At 69.0% G+C, this 20,854-nt stretch carries 21 protein-coding genes; 8 read left to right on the top strand and 13 right to left on the bottom strand.

Annotation, left to right across the window (positions count from 1 at the left end; all coding sequences use genetic code 11):
- Nucleotide 1 precedes the first annotated feature (1 nt).
- The 4 genes from ccoO to ACEN96_RS09920 all read right to left on the bottom strand — a co-directional run bounded on the left by ccoO (nucleotide 2) and on the right by ACEN96_RS09920 (nucleotide 4,704).
- On the bottom strand, nucleotides 2-628 hold the full coding sequence (gene ccoO / locus ACEN96_RS09935) for a cytochrome-c oxidase, cbb3-type subunit II (protein WP_495587854.1): 627 nt from the start codon (nucleotides 626-628) through the stop codon (nucleotides 2-4).
- Nucleotides 629-653: 25 nt separating this feature from the next.
- Nucleotides 654-2,114, bottom strand: a complete 1,461-nt coding sequence (gene ccoN / locus ACEN96_RS09930; RefSeq protein ID WP_495587853.1) for a cytochrome-c oxidase, cbb3-type subunit I — start codon at nucleotides 2,112-2,114, stop codon at nucleotides 654-656.
- A 76-nt stretch (nucleotides 2,115-2,190) separates the two neighbouring features.
- Complete coding sequence (gene ccoS / locus ACEN96_RS09925; protein WP_495587852.1) at nucleotides 2,191-2,337, bottom strand: cbb3-type cytochrome oxidase assembly protein CcoS; 147 nt, start codon at nucleotides 2,335-2,337, stop codon at nucleotides 2,191-2,193.
- Between the two features lie 18 nt (nucleotides 2,338-2,355).
- The gene (locus ACEN96_RS09920; RefSeq protein WP_495587851.1) at nucleotides 2,356-4,704 is read right to left on the bottom strand and encodes a heavy metal translocating P-type ATPase; all 2,349 of its coding nucleotides are present in this window, start codon (nucleotides 4,702-4,704) and stop codon (nucleotides 2,356-2,358) included.
- 35 nt (nucleotides 4,705-4,739) lie between these two features.
- Between ACEN96_RS09920 and ACEN96_RS09915 the strand changes: the two genes are divergently transcribed.
- Entirely contained in the window at nucleotides 4,740-5,216 is a 477-nt protein-coding gene (locus ACEN96_RS09915) for a DUF192 domain-containing protein (protein WP_495587850.1), read from the top strand.
- Nucleotides 5,217-5,320: 104 nt separating this feature from the next.
- Here ACEN96_RS09915 and ACEN96_RS09910 read toward each other — a convergent pair whose 3' ends face one another.
- Nucleotides 5,321-5,905, bottom strand: a complete 585-nt coding sequence (locus ACEN96_RS09910; protein WP_343640156.1) for a superoxide dismutase — start codon at nucleotides 5,903-5,905, stop codon at nucleotides 5,321-5,323.
- A gap of 115 nt (nucleotides 5,906-6,020) precedes the next feature.
- On the bottom strand, nucleotides 6,021-7,385 hold the full coding sequence (xseA, locus tag ACEN96_RS09905) for an exodeoxyribonuclease VII large subunit (protein ID WP_495587849.1): 1,365 nt from the start codon (nucleotides 7,383-7,385) through the stop codon (nucleotides 6,021-6,023).
- A gap of 328 nt (nucleotides 7,386-7,713) precedes the next feature.
- Between xseA and ACEN96_RS09900 the strand changes: the two genes are divergently transcribed.
- The 7 genes from ACEN96_RS09900 to ACEN96_RS09870 all read left to right on the top strand — a co-directional run bounded on the left by ACEN96_RS09900 (nucleotide 7,714) and on the right by ACEN96_RS09870 (nucleotide 12,665).
- Nucleotides 7,714-8,412: a MotA/TolQ/ExbB proton channel family protein gene (locus tag ACEN96_RS09900; protein ID WP_495587848.1), complete on the top strand. Its 699-nt coding sequence runs from the start codon at nucleotides 7,714-7,716 to the stop codon at nucleotides 8,410-8,412.
- Nucleotides 8,409-8,822: an ExbD/TolR family protein gene (locus tag ACEN96_RS09895; protein WP_343640148.1), complete on the top strand. Its 414-nt coding sequence runs from the start codon at nucleotides 8,409-8,411 to the stop codon at nucleotides 8,820-8,822. Before ACEN96_RS09900 ends, ACEN96_RS09895 begins: the two co-directional genes overlap by 4 nt.
- A 22-nt stretch (nucleotides 8,823-8,844) precedes the next feature.
- On the top strand, nucleotides 8,845-9,900 hold the full coding sequence (gene lpxK, locus ACEN96_RS09890; protein ID WP_495587847.1) for a tetraacyldisaccharide 4'-kinase: 1,056 nt from the start codon (nucleotides 8,845-8,847) through the stop codon (nucleotides 9,898-9,900).
- Complete coding sequence (locus ACEN96_RS09885) at nucleotides 9,881-10,084, top strand: Trm112 family protein (protein ID WP_495587846.1); 204 nt, start codon at nucleotides 9,881-9,883, stop codon at nucleotides 10,082-10,084. Before lpxK ends, ACEN96_RS09885 begins: the two co-directional genes overlap by 20 nt.
- Nucleotides 10,081-10,839, top strand: a complete 759-nt coding sequence (kdsB, locus tag ACEN96_RS09880) for a 3-deoxy-manno-octulosonate cytidylyltransferase (protein WP_495587845.1) — start codon at nucleotides 10,081-10,083, stop codon at nucleotides 10,837-10,839. The genes ACEN96_RS09885 and kdsB overlap by 4 nt, the downstream gene beginning before the upstream one ends.
- 273 nt (nucleotides 10,840-11,112) lie before the next feature.
- Nucleotides 11,113-11,766 (top strand): adenylate kinase, encoded by a 654-nt coding sequence (gene adk, locus ACEN96_RS09875; protein ID WP_495587844.1) that lies wholly within the window; start codon nucleotides 11,113-11,115, stop codon nucleotides 11,764-11,766.
- Nucleotides 11,767-11,906: 140 nt separating this feature from the next.
- Nucleotides 11,907-12,665: a 3-hydroxyacyl-CoA dehydrogenase gene (locus ACEN96_RS09870; protein WP_495587843.1), complete on the top strand. Its 759-nt coding sequence runs from the start codon at nucleotides 11,907-11,909 to the stop codon at nucleotides 12,663-12,665.
- A 94-nt stretch (nucleotides 12,666-12,759) separates the two neighbouring features.
- Here the strand turns inward: ACEN96_RS09870 and ACEN96_RS09865 are convergent, their stop codons facing one another.
- From ACEN96_RS09865 to ACEN96_RS09835, 7 genes are all read right to left on the bottom strand, one after another.
- The gene (locus ACEN96_RS09865) at nucleotides 12,760-14,010 is read right to left on the bottom strand and encodes a hypothetical protein (RefSeq protein WP_495587842.1); all 1,251 of its coding nucleotides are present in this window, start codon (nucleotides 14,008-14,010) and stop codon (nucleotides 12,760-12,762) included.
- Between the two features lie 84 nt (nucleotides 14,011-14,094).
- A complete protein-coding gene (locus ACEN96_RS09860; RefSeq protein WP_495587841.1) occupies nucleotides 14,095-14,526 on the bottom strand; it encodes an ExbD/TolR family protein in 432 nt (143 codons plus the stop codon).
- Nucleotides 14,527-14,538: 12 nt separating this feature from the next.
- On the bottom strand, nucleotides 14,539-14,967 hold the full coding sequence (locus ACEN96_RS09855) for an ExbD/TolR family protein (RefSeq protein WP_343640136.1): 429 nt from the start codon (nucleotides 14,965-14,967) through the stop codon (nucleotides 14,539-14,541).
- A 25-nt stretch (nucleotides 14,968-14,992) separates the two neighbouring features.
- The gene (locus ACEN96_RS09850) at nucleotides 14,993-15,844 is read right to left on the bottom strand and encodes a MotA/TolQ/ExbB proton channel family protein (protein ID WP_495587840.1); all 852 of its coding nucleotides are present in this window, start codon (nucleotides 15,842-15,844) and stop codon (nucleotides 14,993-14,995) included.
- A gap of 101 nt (nucleotides 15,845-15,945) precedes the next feature.
- Nucleotides 15,946-16,584, bottom strand: coding sequence for an energy transducer TonB (locus ACEN96_RS09845; RefSeq protein WP_495587839.1), 639 nt, complete (start codon nucleotides 16,582-16,584; stop codon nucleotides 15,946-15,948).
- A gap of 576 nt (nucleotides 16,585-17,160) precedes the next feature.
- Nucleotides 17,161-17,868, bottom strand: coding sequence for a 2OG-Fe(II) oxygenase (locus tag ACEN96_RS09840; protein WP_495587838.1), 708 nt, complete (start codon nucleotides 17,866-17,868; stop codon nucleotides 17,161-17,163).
- Between the two features lie 104 nt (nucleotides 17,869-17,972).
- Nucleotides 17,973-20,657, bottom strand: coding sequence for a TonB-dependent receptor (locus tag ACEN96_RS09835; protein ID WP_495587837.1), 2,685 nt, complete (start codon nucleotides 20,655-20,657; stop codon nucleotides 17,973-17,975).
- Nucleotides 20,658-20,854 lie beyond the last annotated feature (197 nt).

Here is a 20,854-nt window from a genome sequence, read left to right as displayed (position 1 = left end):
CTCACTTCTTCAGCGCGGTGCCCAGCACCTGCAGGTAGGCGATGACGGCGTCCATCTCGGACCTGCCCTTCACCTCGTCACCGGCGGCGGCGATCTGCGCATCGGTGTAGGGCACGCCGACGGTCCGCAGCGCGCGCATCTTCGGCGCGAGCTCCTTCGGGTCGAGCGCCGCGCCGGCCAGCCACGCGTAGGCGGGCATGTTGGACTCGGGCACGAGGTCGCGCGGATTGGTCAGATGCAGGCGGTGCCATTCATCGCTGTACTTGCCGCCGACACGCGCCAGGTCCGGCCCCGTGCGCTTGCTTCCCCACTGGAAGGGGTGGTCGTAGACGAACTCGCCGGCGACCGAGTAGTGGCCGTAGCGCAGCGTCTCGGCGTGCAGCGGCCGGATCATCTGGGAGTGGCAGTTGTAGCAACCCTCCCGGATGTAGACGTCGCGGCCGGCGAGCTGCAGCGGCGTGTAGGGCTTCAGGTGCTCGACCGGCTGCGTGGTCGAGCGCTGGAAGAACAGCGGGACGATCTCGACGATGCCGCCGACGATCACCGTCAGCAGCACCAGCACGATCATCAGGAAGTTGCTGGTCTCGATGCGCTCGTGGCCGGCGGCGGGGGCATGGGATTGGGCCATGACGTGCTCCTCGGGGTCCGTGCGATCAGGCGGCGGCCGCGAGCGCGGCACCGGGAATGGGATGGCGGGCGGGCTGGCCGGCGCGGACCGTCATCACGACGTTCCAGGCCATCAGGCACATGCCGCTCAGATACAGCAGGCCGCCCATCAGCCGCACCACGTAGAACGGATAGGTCGCCTTGACGCTCTCCGCGAAGGTCCAGGTCAGCGTGCCGTCCGCGTTCACCGCGCGCCACATCAGGCCCTGCATCACGCCGGCGATCCACATCGCGGCGATGTAGAGCACGATGCCCAGCGTGGCGATCCAGAAGTGCAGTTCGATGGCGCGCTTCGAGTACATCTCGATGCGGCCGTACATGCGCGGGATCAGGTGGTACAGCGCCCCCATCGAGATGAAGCCCACCCATCCCAGCGCGCCGCTGTGCACGTGGCCGATGGTCCAGTCGGTGTAGTGCGACAGCGCGTTGACGGTCTTGATCGACATCATCGGCCCCTCGAAGGTCGACATGCCGTAGAACGACAGCGCCACGATCAGGAACTTCAGGATCGGGTCGTCGCGCAGCTTGTGCCAGGCGCCGCTGAGCGTCATCACGCCGTTGATCATCCCGCCCCAGCTCGGCGCCAGCAGCACCAGCGAGAACAGCATGCCCACGCTCTGCGCCCAGTCGGGCAGCGCCGTGTAGTGCAGGTGGTGGGGGCCGGCCCACATGTAGGTGAAGATCAGCGCCCAGAAGTGGACGATCGAGAGCCGGTAGCTGTAGACCGGCCGGTTGGCCTGCTTGGGGATGTAGTAGTACATGAGCCCCAGGAAGCCGGCGGTCAGGAAGAAGCCCACCGCGTTATGCCCGTACCACCACTGCACCATCGCATCCTGCACGCCCGCGTAGGCAGAGTAGCTCTTGGTCAGCGACACCGGGATCTCGGCGCTGTTGACGATGTGCAGCAGCGCCACCGCGATGATGAAGGCGCCGAAGAACCAGTTGGCCACGTAGATGTGGCGCACGCGGCGCACGCCGACGGTGCCGAAAAAGACGATCGCATAGGCGACCCAGACGACGGCGATCAGGATGTCGATCGGCCATTCGAGTTCGGCGTATTCCTTGCCGGTGGTCAGTCCCAGCGGCAGCGTGATCGCGGCGAGCACGATCACCAGCTGCCAGCCCCAGAAGGTGAACCACGCCAGCGTCGGCGCGAAGAGGCGGACATGGCAGGTGCGCTGGACGACGTGAAAGGCGGTAGCCATCAGCACGCAGCCGCCGAAGGCGAAGATCACCGCGTTGGTGTGCAGCGGCCGAAGGCGGCCGTAGCTGAGCCAGGGAATGCCGAGATTCAGTTCGGGCCAGGCGAGCTGCGCGGCGATGACGACGCCGACCAGCATGCCCACCACGCCCCACAGCACCGCGGCAAGCGCGAATGCGCGGACGACCCCGTCTTCATAACTGGGCCCCGCGGCCCCTCCTCCCGTCGACCCTCTCGTGCTTGGCATATCGGCTCCTTGTGGCGCTCGTCGCGCGAATGGCGGCGATTGTTTGGCGGCACACACAGGCGCGTGTTGATGGCGATCAAGCTTGGGCGTCGTCCTCGAGGATTCGTTGTCCTTCGCGATCGAGCGACTCGAGCTGGCCGTCGTTCACGGCCCAGCCGAACACCGCCAGCACCAGCAGCACCAGCACCACCGAGAGCGGGATCAGGAGATAGAGGATGTCCATGCCGCAGGCTCCGGCGCGTCAGCGATGCGCCGCGGCGGCGCGGCCGAGTCGAGCGGCATTGCAGACCACCAGCAGCGAACTCATCGCCATGCCCAGCCCCGCCGCCCAGGGCGGCAGCCAGCCCAGGAGCGCCATCGGCACGCAGACGGCGTTGTAGAGCGCCGACCAGGCGAGGTTCTGCCGCACGACGCGCCGCGTCCGGCGCGCCAGGCGCAGCGCGGCGGTGACCGCGTCGAGCCGGTCCGACAGCAGCAGCGCGTCGGCCCTGGCCTTGGCCAGGTCGGCGCCCTGCCCCATCGCGATGGACACCTGCGCGCGCGCGAGCACCGGCGCATCGTTGATGCCATCGCCGATCATCAGCACGCGATGCCCGCGCGACTGCAACGCGGCGACATGCTCGAGCTTCTCTTCCGGACCCGCGGCGGCGCGCCAGCGCACGAGGCCGGCGCGCGCCGCGATCGCGGCGACCCGCGACGGCGCATCGCCCGACAACAGGTCGATCTCCTTGCCCATCGCCCGCCAGGCGCCGAGCGCGGCCGCCGCCCCTTCGCGCAAGGATTCGCCGAAGGTCCAGGCCGCGCGGGCCCGGCCTTCGCAACCGAGGACGATCTGCGCGTCCTCGATCGCATCGGTTTCGGGAGCCGTCCCTGCCGTTGCCCAGCGTGGCGATCCGAGCCGCCAGGAGCGTCCTCGCGCGTCGACGCCTTGCAGCCCTCGACCGCTGAACTCCTCGATCGACGACCAGCCGCCGGGAGTGGGTGTGGTGGGCGCCCCCAACGTGTCCGTCAACGTGTCCGTCAGCGCGCGCGACAGCGGATGACGGGACGCGCCCGCCAGCGCCTTCGCGGCCGCCGTCGCCTCGGCATCGAGCACTGGCGGCCACTGGCGAGCCATCCGCGGCGCGGGATCGGTGAGCGTCCCGGTCTTGTCCATGACGATCCGGTCGACCTGCGCGAGCGCTTCGATGGCATCCAGGCGCGTGAGCAGCAGCCCGCGCCGCGCCAATGCGCCCGCGGCGGCGATCCAGGCCGCCGGGGCCGCCAGCGACAGCGCGCAGGGGCAGGTCACGATGAGGACCGACACGGCGACCGACACCGCTCTCGATGGATCGAAGAACTGCCAGGCGACGGCCGCCGCGGCCGCCAGCGCCAGCACGGCCAGCAGGAACCAGCCGGCGACGCGATCCGCCATGCGAAGCGTCGCGGGCCGATCCTCGAAGGCCTGCGCCATCAGCTGGCGGATGCCGGCCAGCCGGGTGGACTCGCCCGTCCTGAGCACGCGCAGCGTCAGCGCGCCTGCGAGGTTCAGGCTGCCGGCGAGCACCGCATCGCCGGGCGCCTTCGACACCGGGCGCGATTCGCCGGTGAGCAGCGACTCATCGGCGGCCCCATGCCCGCTCTCGACGCTGGCGTCGGCCGGGATGCGCTGGCCGGCGGCCACCCGCACAAGATCTCCCGGTGCCAGTTGATCGATGTCGACCCAGTCCGCCATGCCGTCGGGTGCGAGCCGTTCGACCTTGCCGGGCAGCGCGTCGGCGGCCTGCTCGAGCGCCTCGGCGGCGCGATGGCGCGCGCGCAGCTCCAGGTAGCGCGCGCCCAGCAGGAAGCTGACGAACATCGTGATCGAATCGAAATAGACCTCGTGGCCGAACGGTCCGCCGGGATCCAGCGTCGCGCCGCTGCCGGCGGCGAAGGCCACCGCGAGCCCGAGCGCGACTGGCACGTCCATGCCCAGGCGCCGCCCCTTCAACTGCATGAACGCGGCCCGGAAGAAGGGACCCGCCGACAGCAGCATCACCGGCAGCGTCAGCACCCACTGCCCCCAGCGCAGCAGCGCGGTCTGATCGGGCGGGATCTCGCCCGGCGCGGCCACGTAGGACGGCCAGGCCAGCATCATCACCTGCATCATCAGGAAGCCGGCGACGAACCACCGCCACAGCGCCTGGCGATGCTCCCGGCGGCGCAGGTCGCGCGCGGGGCCGGCAAGGTCCGGCGCGAAGTCGTAGCCGGCGCCGGCCAGCGAGTGACGGAGTTCGTCCAGCGTGACCGCCGCCGGTGACCAGTCCAGGGTCAGGGCTTGCGTCGACGGATTCACCTGCGCCGAGCGGACGCCCGGCCGCGCCTGCAACAGCGCCTCGATGAGGCCGGCGCAGGCCGCGCAATGCATGCCGGAGAGCTTGAGACGGGAGCGGGCCAGACGCGTGCCGTCCGCGTCCGTGCGCCATTCGGTGAACGCGCTCAAGGCCTCGGCGTCCCGGCCGCGAGCGGCGCGGCCCGTCAGTGACGTGTCGGGGCCAGGGCGATTGGCGGGAGCGGCATCGGCGCCCAGGGCGCCGGCACGGGCCATGGCGGCGGGGGCGGGCAACATGGCCGCGATAATCCGCGAAACCTCGAGGTTGCAACATGCTCAATATCAAACGCGCCGCATCGTCCGCCGCCCTGTCGGCCCTCCTGTCGATTTCCGCGATGCTGGCGGCCGCTCCGGCGGCGGCCCAGCAGATTCCGCAGACCGGACTGCCGGTCGTCGAACTGGGAGCCGGCATGCACCTGATCCACGCCGAGGTCGCGCGCACCGACGAGCAGCGCGCCATCGGCCTGATGGCCCGCAAGGAGATGGCGCAGAACGCCGGGATGATCTTCGTCTTCGAGCAGCCCGCCCAGCAGTGCTTCTGGATGCGCAACACGCTGATCCCGCTGTCGGCCGCGTTCGTCGCCGACGACGGCACCATCGTCAACATCGTCGAGATGCAGCCGCTGTCCGACACCTCGCACTGCTCGGCCAAGCCGGTGCGCTACGTGCTGGAGATGAACAAGGGCTGGTTCGACAAGCGCGGCCTGAAGGCCGGCGCCAAGCTCCGCGGCGGCCCCTGGCCCAAGTGAGCCCGAAGGTCCGCACGCCCGGACCCGTCCCCTGAAACGGCAACGGCCCGGGATCGCTCCCGGGCCGTTCGTCCTTCAGCGCCCGGGTGGCGGGCGCCGGGGCGTCAGTTGCCGAAGTTGGCCTGCGCGAAGTCCCAGTTGACCAGGCTCTTCAGGAAGGTCTCGACGAACTTCGGACGCGCGTTGCGGTAGTCGATGTAGTAGGCGTGTTCCCACACGTCGATCGTCAGCAGGGCCTTGTCGGCGGTCGTCAGCGGGGTGCCGGCCGCGCCGGTGTTGACGATGTCGACCGAGCCGTCGGGCTTCTTGACCAGCCAGGTCCAGCCCGAGCCGAAGTTGCCCACCGCGCTCTTCTGGAAGGCTTCCTTGAAGGCGTCGATGCTGCCCCACTTGGCGTTGATCGCGTCCGCCAGCTTGCCGGTCGGCGCGCCGCCGCCGTTGGGCTTCATGCAGCTCCAGAAGAAGGTGTGGTTCCAGATCTGGGCGGCGTTGTTGTAGATGCCGCCGCTGGAGGTCTTGACGATCTCTTCCAGCGTCTTGTTCTCGAACTCGGTGCCCTTCTGCAGGTTGTTCAGGTTGTCCACGTAGGCCTTGTGGTGCTTGCCGTGGTGGTACTCGAAGGTTTCGGCGCTGATGTGCGGCTCCAGTGCCTTCTTGTCGTACGGCAGCTCGGGCAGGACGTGTTCCATGAGGGACTCCTAATCGGTTGGTGGTGGGACGGATGTCGCGGGTGATTGTAGGCAGCGAAATCAAGCCCCTGCCGGGAGCACGCGTACCCCGCCGCCCCAGGGCGCCGCCCGCCCCTCAGCCGTCGCGGCGCGCGACGCGCCCGACCCGCAGATCGGCCTCGCCGTCGGCGAGCACCGCGCGCAAGTCCTGACCCTCGCGGAGCTGGTCCACCGAGCTGAGCGCCCGCCCCTGGCCATCATCGAGCCAGGCATAGCCGCGCGCCAGCACCTGACGCGGATCGAGCGCCTGCAATCGCGCCTCGAGCGACTCCAGCCGATGGGCGGCGCGCTGCGCCTGCTGCGGGAGCGCGCGGTCCAGCCGCTGCTCCAGATGGCCCAGCCGCTGGGACGCCAGCGCCGCGGCGCGGGGCGCCACCTGGCCGAGCCGCTGTTCGAGGTGCCGCAGCCGCTGCGTCTGGAGCCCGGCCGTGCGCGGTGCCACCTGGCCCAGGCGCTGCGCGAGCAGATCCAGCCGGCGCCGCTGCCGGGCCAGCGCGTCGCCGGGGCGGGCCAGGCGCAAGGCCAGCCGGTCGAGCCGCTGCGCCGCGCCATCCAGGCGCTGCTCGACGCGGCGCAGCAGCTGGCGTTCCAGCGCGTCCAGCGTCTCCAGGCACTGCTGGCGGGCCACCGTGGCCAGCTCCGCCGCCGCCGTGGGCGTGGGCGCGCGCAGGTCCGCGGCCAAGTCGGCCAGCGTGATGTCGGTCTCGTGCCCGACACCGCAGATCACCGGCAGCGCCGACTCGCCGACCGCCTGGACGACCCGCTCGTCGTTGAAGGCCCAGAGGTCCTCCAGCGAGCCGCCGCCGCGCACCAGCAGCAGCACCTCGGCGTCCGCGCGCTCGTTGGCGATCGCCAGGGCCCGCGCGATCGCCGGCGGCGCGTCCGCGCCCTGCACCAGCGTCGGATAGATGAAGACGCGCGCATGCGGCGCGCGCCGTCTCAAGGCGGTCAGCACGTCGTGGAGCGCGGCGCCGGCGGTCGACGTGACGACGCCGATCCGCCGCGCGTAGGGCGGCGGCTGGCGCTTGCGATCCGCGTCGAACCAGCCCTGCGCCTCCAGCCGCGCCTTCAGGCGCAGGAACTGCTCGTAGAGCGCGCCCTCGCCGGAGCGCCGCATCGCCTCGACGATGAACTGCAGCTCGCCGCGCGGGCCGTACAGGTCCAGCCGGCCGCGCAGTTCCACCGTCATGCCGTCGCGCGGCGCGAAGTCCATCAGCCCCGCCGCCCGGCGGAACATGGCGCAGCGCAGCATCGCCGGCTGGCCCTCGGCATCCTTCAGGCTGAAGTAGCAATGGCCGCTGGCGGCGCGCGTGAATCCGGAGAGCTCGCCCTGCACCGCCACCACGGGGAACCGGGACTGCAATGCGTCGGAAAGGGCCGTCAACAGGGCCGCTACCCCCCAGACCATTCGTGGCGATGCGGGTTTCGGGGCGTCAATCATGTGCAAACCCAGCATTGGCGCGGGTCCGGAACTCCACAGCCGCGCCAATACTGGCTCCGCGGGCCGTTCGGGCTGTCATGCCCGCGTCACAGATCGATAAGCGCTTGTTTTTCAAAAGCTTTTTCCTGCCTGTTTTTTGAGCAGGCTAATCCTTCCCGTTTGCCGATGGGCCCTGGCGCGGTTCCACAGGCAGTTGCCCACAAAGTTATCCACAGGATCGGTGGATGTTTGTAAGGGCTTGTGATGAGAGTCCAAGGTGGGCTGCGCGAGGGCGGCGTGGCGCCATAATGCGCCGCCGGGCCGGAGATGCCCGAACGGAGGGAAAGCCTTGTTTTCGATCATACAAGCCGCCGGCTGGCCGATCTGGCCGTTGCTGCTGTGTTCCGTGGTGGCCCTGGCGCTGATCATCGAGCGCGTCGTCAGCCTGCGGGCCGCCCGGGTGGCGCCGCCCAGCCTGATCGAGGAAGTGCTGGGCGTGACCCAGCTGCAGATCCCGAGCGGGGAAGTCGTGGGCAAGCTGGCCGAGAACTCGCTGCTGGGCCAGGTGCTGGCCGCCGGGCTGCGCGCCTCCCAGGCCGATCCGCGCGCCGGCGAAGCCCGCCTGCGCCAGGCCTTCGAGCTGGCTGGACGCCATGCGATCCACCAGATGGAGCGCTATCTGAACACGCTGGGCACGATCGCCGCGGCCGCGCCGCTGCTGGGCCTGCTCGGCACCGTGGTGGGCATGATCGAGATCTTCGGCAGCCAGAGCCCGAACGGCAACAACCCGGCGCTGCTGGCGCACGGCATCTCGATCGCCCTGTACAACACCGCGTTCGGCCTGATCGTCGCGATCCCGTCGCTGATGTTCTATCGCTACTTCCGCGGCCGCATCGAGGCCTACATCGTCGACATGGAGCAGGCCAGCGAGCGCCTGCTGACCCACCTGGCCAATCGCGCGATGCCCGGCACGGGCGCCGCGAGCAGCGGCCCGGTCACCGTGCCGCCGCCGGTCGCCGCCCCCGCGCAAGGCAAGGCCAAGGCATGAAGTTCCGCCGCCGTCAGAGCGAGGAGCCGGAGATCAACCTGATCCCGTTCATCGACGTGCTGCTAGTGGTGCTCATCTTCCTGATGCTGTCCACGACGTACTCGAAGTTCACCGAGCTCCAGCTCACGCTGCCGACCGCCGACGCCCAGCAGCTCAAGGACCGGCCGGCGGAGATCATCGTGGCGATCTCGGCCGACGGCCGCTATGCGATTGACCGCAGCGCGGTCGAGGGCCGCAGCGTGGACCTGCTGACCAGTGCGCTGCAGCAGGCGGCGCAAGGCAAGCAGGAGCCGGTCGTGATCATCTCCGCCGACGCGGCGACGCCGCATCAGGCGGTGGTCAACGCGATGGACGCGGCCCGCCGCGCCAACCTCACGCGACTGACCTTCGCGGCCAACAAGCCCCAGTGACCGCCATGGCCCGGGACCGGACATGACCCGGCCGGCCCTGGAGGACCGGCTGCAGCGCGCCTGGCGCGATGACGACCGCCTCGCCCATCTGCTGCGGCCGCTGGCCGCGCTGCATGGGCTGGTGCTGCGGCTGCGCGTGGCGCTGTACCGCCTCGGCCTGAAGAAGAGCGAGTCGCTGCCCGTGCCGGTGATCGTGGTCGGCAACTGGGTGGTCGGCGGCGCCGGCAAGACACCGACGACGCTGGCTGTCCTGGAGACACTCAAGCGCCTGGGATTGCGGGCTGGCGTCATCTCGCGCGGCTACGGCCGTGAGGACGAGGACCAGGTCCGCGTCATCGCCGATGGCGACCGCGCCGAGGACGCCGGTGACGAACCCCTGCTGATCAAGTTGCGCGCCGGCGTGCCGGTGGCCGTGGGCCGCGACCGCATCGCAGCCGCCCGAGCCCTGCTCGAGGCCCGCCCCGACCTCCAGGTCCTGGTGTCCGACGACGGACTGCAGCACTGGCGGCTTCCCCGGCAACTGAGCCTGCTGGTCTTCGACGAGCGGGGCCTGGGCAATGGCCGGCTGCTGCCGGCCGGGCCGCTGCGACAGGCGCGCGCGCTGCCGCCGCCGCCCGGTTCGTCGCCGGACACGCTGGTGCTCTACAGCACCGGCCGGCCCAGCACCGCCCTGCCCGGCTTCGTCGGCACCCGGCATCTGGCCGGCGCGGTGGCGCTGGCCGACTGGTGGCGCGGCGAGCCGGCGCGGCTCGACCGGCTCCATGCGCTGCGCGGCAAGCCGCTGCTCGCCGCGGCCGGACTCGCGCGGCCGCAGCGCTTCTTCGACATGCTCGGCGAACAGGGCCTGAACTTCCGTGCCCTCGCGCTGCCCGATCACGCCAGGCTGGACCCGCTGCCCTGGGCCCGCACCGACGAGGTCGTCATCACCGAGAAGGACGCCGTCAAGCTGCGTCCCGAGGCGCTGCAGGGCTGCCGCATCTGGGTGGTGGCGCTAGACTTCCGCCCCGAACCCGCTTTTGAAGAGGCGCTGCAGCGCGAGCTGCGGCGGCTGCTCCCCCATGGACCATCGACTGATTGAGATGCTGGTGTGCCCCGTCTGCAAGGGCCCGCTGGAAGACCGCCGCAATGCCGTGGCGACCGGGCTGCCGGAGCGCGAGCTGGTGTGCCCCGCCGACCGCCTGGCCTTCCCGATCCGCGACGGCATCCCGGTGATGCTGGCCAACGAGGCCCGTGCCACCGACGGCGAGGGCGACGCGGCGTGAGCGCCGGATTCCACATCGTCATCCCCGCGCGGCTGGCCTCGACGCGGCTGCCGAACAAGCCGCTGGCCGACATCGCCGGCGCGCCGATGATCGTCCAGGTCGCGCGGCGCGCCGCGCTGGCGGGCGCGGCGCAGGTCGTCGTCGCGACCGACGCGGCGCAGGTGCGCGACGCCTGCGAGGCCCACGGCATCCGCGCGCTGATGACCCGCGCCGACCACGCCAGCGGCAGCGACCGCCTGGCCGAGGCCGTCGAGCTGCTCGGCCTGCCCGACGACGCGCTGGTCGTGAACGTGCAGGGCGACGAACCGCTGATCGCGCCGGAGATGATCCGCGCCTGCGCCGGGTTGCTGGCCGCGAAGCCGCAATGCGCGATGGCGACGGTCGCTCACGCGATCGACGACGACGCCGAGTTCGCGAACCCGAACGTCGTCAAGCTGGTCACCGACGCGCAAGGCCTGGCGCTGTATTTCTCCCGCGCTCCCATCCCGTGGTGGCGTGATGCGCCCGGCGGCGGCGCCCGCGTCAAGCCGGACGCGGTGCTCCGCCACGTGGGTCTGTACGCCTACCGGGCCGGCTTCCTGCGGCGCTTCCCGACGCTGGCCGTCTCGCCGCTGGAGCAGATCGAGGCGCTCGAGCAACTGCGCGTGCTCTGGCACGGCGAGCGCATCGCCGTGCATGTCAGCGCGGAGCGTCCGGGCCCCGGCGTGGACACGCCCGAGGACCTCGAGCGGGTGCGGCGGCTGATGGGCCGCTGATGGGCCGATGACGCGCCGCGGAGGGACGGCGCAACCGCGGCCAATTGGCTGCTGATCGGCTGCTGATCGGCGGCCGATCGGCGGCCGAAGCCCGCCGGAGCCCTCGCCATCGGGGTTCCCGGCTGTCCGGGCGCATGGCCCGACAGGGTTACACCTCAATTCATTCCGGTGCCGCGTCAGCAGGCCGTAGGCCAGCGCATGCTATCCTCGCCCGCAGTTTTCGAGGGCGCGTCGACCCGTGCGGCGCGCCCTCTCCACGTATCGAGGAGACCCATGCGATTGATTCTTCTGGGCGCGCCCGGCGCCGGCAAAGGCACTCAAGCCGCTTTCATTTGCCAAAAGTTCGGCATCCCGCAGATCTCCACCGGGGACATGCTGCGCGCCGCCGTCAAGGCCGGCACCGAACTGGGTGTGGCCGCGAAGAAGGTGATGGACGCTGGCGGCCTCGTCAGCGACGACATCATCATCGGCCTGGTCAAGGAACGCATCGCGCAACCGGACTGCGCCAACGGCTTCCTCTTCGATGGGTTCCCCCGCACCATCCCGCAGGCCGACGCCATGAAGGCGGCCGGCGTGAAGCTGGATTTCGTGCTCGAGATCGACGTCCCTGACACCGCCATCATCGAGCGCATGAGCGGCCGCCGCGTGCACGTGGGCTCGGGCCGCACGTACCACACCAAGTTCAACCCGCCCAAGGTTGCCGGCAAGGACGACGTCACCGGCGAGGACCTGATCCAGCGCGAGGACGACAAGGAAGAGACCGTGCGCAAGCGCCTGGAGGTCTATCAGTCGCAGACCCGTCCGCTGGTCGACTACTACTCGAGCTGGGCCGCCTCCGGCGATGCGCAGGCCCCGCAGTACCGCCGCATCGAAGGCATCGGCACGGTCGACGAGATCACCGCGCGCGCGCTCGCCGCGCTGAGCTGAACGGCGGCGCTCGATCGCCGCGGCGATTGAACGAGGCGGCCCGCGAGGCCGCCATTTTTTCCCCGACAATTGACGTTTACGTCAACGGCAACCAGCCCGCGACTTCGACAACTCACGGACAACGTGGAAGGAGACATCCCATGGACATCGCGAACAAGGTCTTCATCGTCACCGGCGGCGCGTCGGGTCTGGGCGAAGGCACGGCCCGCATGCTGGCGCGCGAGGGCGCGACCGTCGTCATCGCCGATCTGCAGGTCGAGCGCGGCGAGGCGCTGGCGAAGGAGCTGGGCGGCGTGTTCATCAAGTGCGATGTCAGCCAGGAGGTCGACGCGCAGGCGGCGGTGACCGTCGCGGTGTCGCTGGGCAAGCTGATGGGCCTGGTGAACTGCGCCGGCATCGCCCCGGCGGCCAAGACCGTCGGCAAGGACGGCGCGCATCCGCTGGCCACCTTCTCGAAGGTGATCACCGTCAACCTGATCGGCAGCTTCAACATGATCCGCCTGGCCGCCGAGGCCATGAGCAAGAACGAGCCCGAAGCCACTGGCGAGCGCGGCGTGATGATCTCCACCGCTTCGGTGGCCGCCTTCGACGGCCAGATGGGCCAGGCGGCCTACGCGGCCTCCAAGGGCGGCGTGGTCGGCATGACGCTGCCGATCGCGCGCGACCTGGCCCGCAACGGCATCCGCAACATGACGATCGCCCCTGGCATCTTCGGCACGCCGATGCTGTTCGGCATGCCGCAGGAGGTGCAGGACGCGCTGGCCGCCAGCGTGCCCTTCCCGTCGCGCCTGGGCCGTCCCGAGGACTACGCCAAGCTGGTCCACCAGATCATCACCAACGACATGCTCAACGGCGAGGTGATCCGCCTGGACGGCGCGATCCGCATGGCGCCGAAGTGAGCTGAGACAGGCTCAATGACAAAGGCCTCCCGGCGCGAGCCGGGAGGCCTTTTGCTTGATGGCCGGCGGGCTGGCGAAACAGCCCGCGGGACCCTCAGTTCTTCGCGCTGCGCGCGTAGACGGACCACAGGCCGGCCAGGTCGGCCGAACCGTCGGTGCCCTTGACGGTGCGCCAGGTGGCCTGCGCCTTGGCCTTCTCGCCGCCCAGGAACTGCGCCACGCCCAGGTAGAGCTTGGCGTCGTCCGGACGCTTCAGGTTGCCCTTGGCGATGCCTTCCTCGATCAGCTTGATGCCGGCGGCGGCCTGGCCGCGCTGCACCTGCGCGAAGCCCACCTTCACCAGCTCGTCGCCCTCGCGGGCGCTGCGGGCCGCCTGCTCGGCGGCGGCCGCGCCGGCCTTCGCCTCGGCGATGCGCTTGTCCAGCAGATCCGCCAGACGCTTCGGGCGGCCGTTGTCATCGGTCGGCTTCAGGACGCCCGCGGCGAAGCCCTTGTCCAGGACCTTCTTGCCTTCGTCGGGGTAGCCGGCGGCGCCGGCCAGCTGCGCCAGCTCCATGTAGTCGGCGGCGCCCTGCATGTTGTCGGTCACCAGCTTCAGGCGCAGCACGTCGACCTGGTAGCGGCCGGCGGCGAAGCCCTTCTTGCTCTGCAGCGTGCCCAGCGACTGCGCCCACAGCTTCTGCGTCGGGTAGTAGTTCAGCAGCTTCTGGATCAGCGCCGACTCGGTCGCGCCGTCGCCCTTCTTGTTGGCGGCCCACAGCGCGGTGTTGAGCTTCTCCTGCGAGGGCGCGCGGCCGGCCTTCTCGTCGGCGGCGATCTCGGCCATCGTGTCCTTGAGGACCGTCGACACGTCGCCCGACCGCAGCTGCGCGGCGCTCTGGATCTGCTTCATCGTCGGGCTGTTGCCACCCGCCGCGTTGTACTTGTTGACCCACTCCAGCGCCTTGGCGCCGTTGCCCGCGCGCAGGTAGGTGCCGGCGATGGCTTCCATCGTCAGCAGCTTGTTGGCCGCGGGCATCTTGCCGGCGGCGCTCAGCGCGTCATAGGCCTTGGCCATGCCGTCGGCATCGCCCAGGCGGGACGCGGCGGACAGGCGCAGTCCTTCCAGGGTGGCGTTCTCGTCCGCGTTGCGGCCGGGCACGGCCTCGGCTTCGCGGATCTTGGCCATCGCCTCCTGCGCCTTGCCAGCCTTCAGCAGGTCGGACGCGGCCTTGAGCGCGCCGCCGACTTGCGGGCGCACCTGCGCGGCAGCCTGGGACAGGACGCTCAGGCTGCCTTGCGGCGTGGAGCCCAGCATCAGCGCGGCGGCGCCGACGGCGGCGGTTGCCAGCAGTTTGAGTTTCATTCGCTTGCTCTCCTACGAAGAAAAACGCGCCACCCTCGCGGGCAGCGCGTTTCGTTCAGACATCGATCAGACGGCCATCCGGTCTCAGTTCAGGAACTGCTCGTTCCCGACCATCGCCATCTTCTTGACGCCGAGGCGCTGCGCCGACGCCATCACGTTGGCGACATAGCCGTACTCGGCCAGCTTGTTCGGCTTGATGTGCACTTCCGGCTGGTCCGGCGTCGCCGCCACCTCGGCCATCTTGGCCTCGAGGGCCGCGTGGTTCGGAACCGCGTTGCCATCCCAGAACACCGTGCCGTCGAAGTCGATCGCCACTTCGTGGACGACCGGATCCTGCGGCGGCGGGTTGTTGTTGGGCGGCGGCATGTCCAGGTTGACCGAATGCAGCTGGATCGGGATGGTGATGATGAGCATCACCAGCAGCACCAGCATCACGTCGATCAGCGGCGTCGTGTTGACGTCCAGCATGGTTTCGGGATCTTCACCACCGCTGGAGCTTCCGACATTCATACCCATTCTTCAGCTCCTTCAGCCACCACGAGCCGGCGGCTCGGTGACGAACTTGATGGACATGATGCCCGCGCGCTGGCACGCGACCATCACCTTGCCCACGTTCTCGTAGCGCGACTTCTCGTCGCCACGGATGTGGACTTCCGGCTGAGGATTCAGAACCGCCACCTTCTTCAGGCGCGTGACCAGCGTTTCCGTATCCGGAATCGGCTGCACGCCCCAGTAGATGTCGCCATCCTTGGTCACCGCGATTTCAATGTTTTCCGGCTTGGTGACGCGGACGACGTTCGTCTCTTTCGGCAGGGTCACCCCCACCGATTGCGTCACCACCGGCACGGTGATCAGGAAGATGATCAAGAGCACCAGCATCACGTCCACCAGGGGCGTGGTGTTGATGGTCGAGACCACCTCGTCGTCGCCACCGGACGAACCTACGTTCATCCCCATATTGCGTCTCCGGGACTGCTGTGAATTAGCGGCCGGCGACCTTGCGGCTGCCCATCAGGACACCGTGCAGGTCAGCAGCGAAGGCACGGACCTGGCCCATCACCGACTTGTTGCGGTTGACCAGCCAGTTGTAGCCCAGCACGGCCGGAACGGCCACGCCCAGACCGATGGCGGTCATGATCAGCGCGGCGCCCACCGGGCCGGCGACCTTGTCGATCGAAGCCTGGCCGGCGACGCCGATCTGGGTCAGCGCCTGCAGGATGCCCCACACGGTGCCGAACAGGCCGATGAAGGGGCTGGTCGAGCCGACGGTGGCCAGGAAGCCCAGGCCGCCTTGCAGGCGCGAGTTCACTTCGCCGACGGCGCGGTCGATGTTCATCGTGACCCAGGTGTTGTGGTCGATGTTCTCGGTCAGGGCGCCTTCGTGGTGGTCGGAAGCTTCCACGCCGGTCTGGGCGATGAAGCGGAACGCGCCGGTCTCGCTCAGGCTCTTGATGCCTTCCTGCAGGGAGGCCTTCTTGAAGAACGAGGCGCGGACTTCCTTGGCTTCACGGGCGATCTTGGAGGTGTCCCACAGCTTCGTGAACAGGATGTACCAGGAGCCCATGGACATGATGCCCAGGATCACCAGCACGGCCTGGTCGACGACGTTGCCGTGGGCGACGATGTTGCCCAGGCTGTAGGGGTTGTCGACCGGCTTGGCGGCGGGCGCTTCGGCAACGGCGGCGGGAGCGATGTCGGCAGGAGCGGGGGCGGTGTCGGCGGCGGAAGCGGCGGCCGAGGCAGCCTGATCCTGCGCTTGGGCGGCCAGCGGGGACACGGCCAGGGTCGCGGCGCACGCGAGGGCCGCAAACAAGGCAGACAGACGAGAGATCATGGAGTTAGCTCCTACGCAAAAAGTCTTGAACTCAGGTTGAGAGGCCGGGGCGCGGTGCTGCGCCCCGTATTCGATCGACCGCGGGCGGATGGGCCCGCGGATCATTCCATGTTGAACACGAATTCCTGTTCGAGGACCGCGTCCGTGCATTGATAGTCGGCGAGCGCGGACTGGATGGCGCTCTTGAGCGCGCGTTCGGCCTTGCGGTCGTTGGCGGCGCGCAGCGTCGCGAAGGCCACGTCGACCACCTTGCCGCCCTTGACGGTGAAGGTCGCCTTGTAGCTCGCGGTGCCGCTCCAGTTGAGGGCCGGCATCTCGGGCTTGGCCATCTTGGAGCAGTTGCCGATCGCCGACTTCGGACGGTCCGACGGCGGCGCCGGGGGCGCGGGTGCCGCGGCCGGCGGAGCCGGACGGAATTCCTGGGCCGGCGGCGGCGTCGTCGACTGCACCGCCACGGCGGGGGTCGGCGGCGGCGGAGCCGTCACGACCACTTCCGGCGGCGGCACGAACGGCGGCGGCGGGGCCTTGATGTCCGGGGGCGGCGGCACGACCTTCTCCGGCGGAGGCGGCGGCTTGACCTTTTCCTCGACGACCTTGACGTCGATCGGACCCTTCACCGCCTCCTTGATCTTCGTCGCCAGGCCGCTGGCCAGGGCGCCGATGATCAGGACGTGGACCAAGACGACGAGACCGAAGCCCGTCAGGCGCGAGGAACCGCCTTTATCCTGCGCAAAGTTCATGCGCGCTCCTTCATCAAACTGCGAATTTCTTTCATCGAAGCTACAAGGGGAGTTCGACTCAACACAGCGTCTGGTCGGATCAGGCGTTCGCGCCGCAACCTGGGGTCAGCAGCGCCTGTCTTGCCGGCTGTGCGAGCGACGGATGCAGCTGGTGCCATAACGCCGGAGCGCCGCGGACCGCCGACCCGCCGAATGCAGGATGGACACACGAAGACTCGAAAACCCAGGGCACGATACGAACCCGACTCAACAAAAATGCCCGTCAGCTTGTGGCCGCGGGCGTCTCAAGGATCGGTCAAGAAAATGTAGCAAAACTACAGATTTCAACCACCTTTCACGACCTTGATCATAAACGACATGCACAAGTCACAAGCCATGGGGTTTGCCCCAGCATGCGGGCATCGCCCATCGCCCCGATCACCAGCAGTTACAGCGGACGCAACGGCCGGAAGTCATGAAAGCAGCCCTGGTATTCTACTGGTATGACCTTTCCCGCCGGTCCGTGGCGGCCTAGGGCTAACCCGCAAGCGGGCGCCGAGATGGTTACAGGGCGAACGCGGCAAGCGCCGTGCCCGTTCACGCGGCGATCAGCCAGCCGGTGATCGCCTGGCGCTCCGCCATGGCGAATGGCGGCACGTAGGACACGAAATGTCGCTGCGGAACGGTGAACAGCGACAGTGAATTGAAGTGGGGGAAGAAGGTGTCCAGCACCGACCCGTCCTCGGCGGTGAAGTGCAGCATGCCGCCCCAGTCCGGGCGCCAGCGCCGCGTGAGGTTGATCACGTAGGCGATGCGGCGGTCCTCACGGTCCACGTGGTCGTCGTGGGTGGTCAGGAAGTTACCGCGCGAGTACATCGTCGCCTGCGCGTAGACGCCGTTGATCGACGCATCGCCGCTGAGCTCACGCATGCGCGACAGGAAGTCGTCCCCTGCCATCCAGCGCATGAAACGGGCCAGCAGGTCCGAGCGGCCATCCTGCACCGCCTTGACCATCGAGTCCGAGAAGAACGAGAACTGGAAGTTCTCGCGCGCGACCGCGAGGATGCCCTCCGTCAGCTGCATGCGCTGCTGGGGCGACAGGGCCCGCAGCTGGGGGCCCGTCAGGCGCTGGTCGCCCTGCGGGTCGCGGTAGACAAGCTCCCAGTCGATCGCCTGCAGCGCGCGGTCGAGCGCGTCGGCGACTTCGGGCGCGAAGAAATCGCGGATCAGCACCCTGCCCTCGGTCCGCAGCGTGCGGCCCAGGGCGGTGAAGTCCAGCGCGGGATTCAGATAGTCCATGGTCATGCGGTCGTTCCGCGGTCAGCCTGAAGAGAGGTCCGGAAGCGGAAGCAGGCCCCGAAGGGCCTGCTGGGGTCCGTGTCCGGACGCTAATCTAAGTCAGATCAGCCTTAGAAGCGGTAGTTGCCGCGGACGTAGAAGGAACGCTGCTGGACGGCCGCGTAGGTCGGGTCGAAGCCGACCTGGAAGTAGTCCTGCTGGTTCGTGACCGGCGGCTTCTTGTCGAACAGGTTGCGGATGCCGGCCGTGATCGTCACGCCCTTGATGCCGCGGTACTGGCCCTGGACGTCGAACAGGTCGTACGCCTTGACGTGCGCGATCTCGTCATAGTCCTCGTAGCCGTTCTGGCGGAAGTAGCGCAGCGAGGCGCCCCAGTTGCCCTGGTCCCAGTCCAGCGTGAAGGTCTGCTTGAGTTTCACGACCGGGCCGCCCAGGTTGTACTTGCCCAGGTTGTCGCGGGTCGTGCCGGTGCCGACGATCGACTCCTCGCTCTTGGTCAGCAGCGTGGCTTCCCAGCCCGGCGTGAACGAGCCGTACTCGGTGCGGATGCGGGCGCGGGCGCTGAAGTCGAAGCCGGCGGTGCGCAGCTTGCCGACGTTCTCCCACGAGGCGCGGACGTAGTTCAGGTAGCCCGTGGCCGGATCGACGACCAGGCGGTCGGAGAAGATCGACGTGCTCGTGAAGGTGCCCGGCACCTGGTGCTTGTACCAGTCACGCAGGATGTCGTCGCCCGACAGGAAGCGCAGGCCGTTGGTGATCTTCATGTCGAAGTAATCGACGCTGAGGGTGGTGTCCTTGATCATCTCGAACACCAGGCCGACGTTGAAGGTCTTGGACTTCTCCGGCTCGAGGTTGCGGTTGCTGTTCTGCTGCACCGTCAGCTGCGTGTCGCAGTAGTTGGTGTTGGGGAACCCGGCGCAGCCCTTGACGCGGTCGTAGTTGGGGTCGGTGAAGTTGCCGCCCGTGTTCGTGAACGACGACGGCGCGAACATGTTGTCCAGCGCCGGGGCGCGGAAGCCCTTGCCGGCCGAGGCGCGCAGCAGAAGGCCGGTCATCGGCGTGAACTTGACCGACAGCTTCGGGCTGGTGGCGGACAGGTCCTTCGTGTCGAAGGCGCCGTCGCGCGAGCCGCCGTGCGTGCTGCTGTACTTGTCGTAGCGCACCGCCGCGTTGATCTCGACGCTCTTGAGCACCGGGAAGTTGGCTTCGCCGAACAGGCCGCTCACGTCGCGGTTGGCTTCGACGCGGCCGGCCGTGCCGTTGCCGCCGACCACGTCGCCGGAACCGGCGATGTCGGAGTAGCCGTCGAGGTACTTCTCCTTGCGGAACTCGCCGCCGAAGGCGACGCCCAGGTTGCCGGCGCCCACGTTGAACAGCTCGCGCGACAGCGTGAAGTCGCCGCCGGTGTTGCTGGTCTTGGACTTGCGGTTGTTGCCCGAGAGCTCGGCGCTCTTGAGCGTGGCCAGGCCGACGGCGTCGTTCGGGCCCCAGGGGTTGATCAGGCCGGTCTTGAGCGCCTGCACCAGGCGGGTATCGGAGTAGTTGCCGCTGAGGAAGTCCTCGCGGGCCTTGCCCTCGGCGTAGACGAACGCGGCCTTGTAGTCGAAGCCGCCCAGCGCGCCTTCGGCGCCCAGCACGGTGCGGGTCACCTGGTTGGTCACCTGCGTGCGGCGCTGGCCGCCGTCCACCATGCGCCACGACAGCGCCAGGTCACCGCGGTAGCCCGGCGCCACCGCGTCCACGGCGGCGGTCGGGTAGTACTTGCCGCCGCCCGGGTACAGGTAGTCCGGCTTGCCGGTGGTGGTCGACGGGGTCTGCGACGAGCCCAGGATGATCTCGTTGCGGCTGTAGGCCACTTCGGCGAACAGCGTGTTGTCCTGGTTGACCGCCAGCGTGCCCTTGACCAGCGCGCCGTAGCGGTCGGACTCGGGGATCAGGTCGATGAAGTGGGTGAAGTCGTAGCGGCAGTTGCGCGCGCCCGCGTAGGAGTAAGGCGGCGCGCAGTTCGGGAAGCCCGCGGCGCCCGGCACGTACTGGCCGGTGGTGGCCAGGAAGGCGTTGGCCGGGAAGGTGTTGCCCGAGTCCTTCACCACGCCGATGTCGGGCCGGTTGCCGGTGGACGCGTAGGCGCGGTCCGCCGCGCGGATCGCGTTGTACTTCTGGTAGTTCAGCGTGCCCAGCAGGTTCCAGCCGTCCTTGCCGAGGTCGCCGACGCCGCCGCCGCCGGCCACCGAGAACACGTCGCCCACGCTGCCGCGCGGCATCTCGTAGCCGACGCTGATGTCGCCGCCCTGCAGGTCCTTGCGGGTGATGAAGTTCATGACGCCGCCGATGGCGTCGGAGCCGTAGGTCGCCGAGGCGCCGTCACGCAGCACCTCGATGCGCTCGATCGCGGCCAGCGGGATCGAGTTCAGGTCCACGCCCTGGCCCGAGAACGGATAGACCGGCAGGCGGCGTCCGTTCAGCAGCACCAGCGTGCGGCCGCGGCCCAGGCCGCGCAGCGAGGCGCCGACCTGGCCGTTGGCGGAGCCGTCGCCGATGGACTGGCCCAGCGCCAGGCCGCCGCCGTTGTTGTAGCTCAGGCGGTCGACCAGTTCCTGGACGTTGGACGCGCCGGACTTGTTGATCGACTCGCGGCTGATGACGCTCACGGGCAGCGAGGTCTCGGCGTCGATGCGCTTGATCGACGAGCCGGTGATTTCCACGCGGTCGAGTTGCTGCTGGGCTGCCACTGGCAGCGCCGCGGCGCCGAGCGCCAGCAGGGCTGCCAGATTGATGCTCTTGCGTTTGAACATGAAGACTCCTTAAAACCAGAAACCCAGTTGTTGTGTCCCCGGGAACACGGGCGGCCGGGATATCGGCCAGTGCCCTCCGAGCGGTGTTCCCGGGATGGGGCCGAGGCAGTTTCTTTTCCGGTTTGAAAACGAATCCCCGTAATCACCCTATGCGCGGCGGCGGGAGCCACTTCTGGACGCCATTTCGCGGGTAAACA

The sequence above is a fragment of the Roseateles sp. Mitsp63 genome (assembly GCF_059491535.1).
This window is presented reverse-complemented; position numbering and strand designations above follow the sequence as displayed.